Origin of the sequence: Levilactobacillus hammesii DSM 16381, from assembly GCF_001434395.1 — a bacterium.
Classification (GTDB): Bacteria; Bacillota; Bacilli; order Lactobacillales; family Lactobacillaceae; genus Levilactobacillus; species Levilactobacillus hammesii.
Genome location: NZ_AZFS01000038.1, coordinates 1 through 1,478, shown reverse-complemented (window position 1 = coordinate 1,478; position 1,478 = coordinate 1). Strand labels below are relative to the sequence as shown.

The 1,478-nt window shown below is 38.3% G+C and carries 1 protein-coding gene; it reads right to left on the bottom strand.

Annotated elements, in window-relative coordinates:
• Window positions 1–56: 56 nt before the first annotated feature.
• On the bottom strand, window positions 57–1,316 hold the full coding sequence (locus FD28_RS02180; RefSeq protein ID WP_057731261.1) for an ISL3 family transposase: 1,260 nt from the start codon (window positions 1,314–1,316) through the stop codon (window positions 57–59).
• Between the last annotated feature and the right edge of the window lie 162 nt (window positions 1,317–1,478).

Genomic DNA, 1,478 nt, shown 5'->3' with positions numbered 1-1,478 from the left:
GGCTCTTTGTCAACTGTTGTTGGTAATCTATTGTAGGTTGTCTAATCGCATCGCGATTAGGCAACCTTTTTGAGTCCAAATACTAGATGAATCCTTAACCTAAAGCTACTGAAACAGCCGAAACCATAGCTAACACGTTTGATTACCTTGATTTTATTATTGATGCCTTCCATTGGTCCATTCGAGTATTTGTATTTTAAGGCGTTATACACGGATTCTTGATGTTCTTTTAGCGTTTTTAACGGAATCCTCAGCTCGTCTGAGTAGTTGTCTTTTCCGTCTAAAACAGTTGTTAGTTGAGTAATATCACGGTATTTAACGGCTCTTCGAACGGTCTGTAAGACTTCATATGCCTGACGTAGTTCGTCACTAAGACTGAGAATGTATTCGACTGTACTATTTTCGGTGCTGACTCCTGCAATATGAGTAAAATTGTAATATCCTTTGAAATCCAGTTCTTCATTGGGCTTTAAGAGTAGCTTCCAATATCGTTGTAAGATCTTATGTTTGATATTTGAATTGGCGTAAGTTTTCATTATTCGAACCCTCACACGATTGAAACCACTCATTACTGAACTGACGATATGGAATCTGTCGGTTACCACAATCGCATTCGGAAAGACTGATTCTGTTAACTGTGGATAGGTGTAATTCATATCGGTCACAATAATTTTAACCGCTTCTCGAGCTGCTTTAGTATATCGCTTGAAGTATTTTTCGAGATCATAGCGCGTTCGTGACTCAAGTATATCCATAAACTCATTCCGAATACCGTCCATAAATACAAAGCTCATGGCACCTTTAGCGTCTTTAGTGGATTTAACCTCATCCATATTAATGACGGCTGGTAACCAACTATAGTCCGTTTTAATGTCGGGTTGATAGCTTCTCATGATTCGTAAAACGCTCGTACTTGAAATGTTTAATTCACTCGCAATATGACGCATTGAAACCGTTTCGCTTAGTTTTTCCAAACATGAGATTCGACTGATATTGGAAATGGTATGGTTTCTTTGAACCAGTGGTGTCTCTGCCAGAAAGTATCGCTGACACTGCTTACACTTGAAGTTACGCTTCTTGAGTTGGAGCTTAATATCTCGTTCGACAGCTTGGGGGAGTTTAACTGTGGTCCACCGCCAACCGTATTTGATAATACTTTTTTGGTTTAAGACACCACATTTAGGGCAAGCTTTTGGCCGGTAGTCCAAAAGCGCCTGTACTTTAAGTGGTCCCTTGGTTTCTAAAGGATTACTTATTTTCAATTTCTTTATATTAGGGTCTTTTATCCCAAGAATAATTTTAGTATCATTGGTCATAGGATATAGTCACTTTCTTTCTCTTGAAATGTGGTAGTGGATGGACACAAGTCTGCGGCTATGTCCCTTTTTTATACACTTTTTTCTGTTCTAACAGTATACAAAAATATCTGCTGCCAGTAATCAAATAGATTGATTACCAACAACAGATATTTTAGAACC

What these genes read in the sequence shown, in the direction of transcription:
- FD28_RS02180 (WP_057731261.1), bottom strand. Translation starts at nt 1,316, where the DNA reads ATGACCAATGATACTAAAATTATTCTTGGGATAAAAGACCCTAATATA.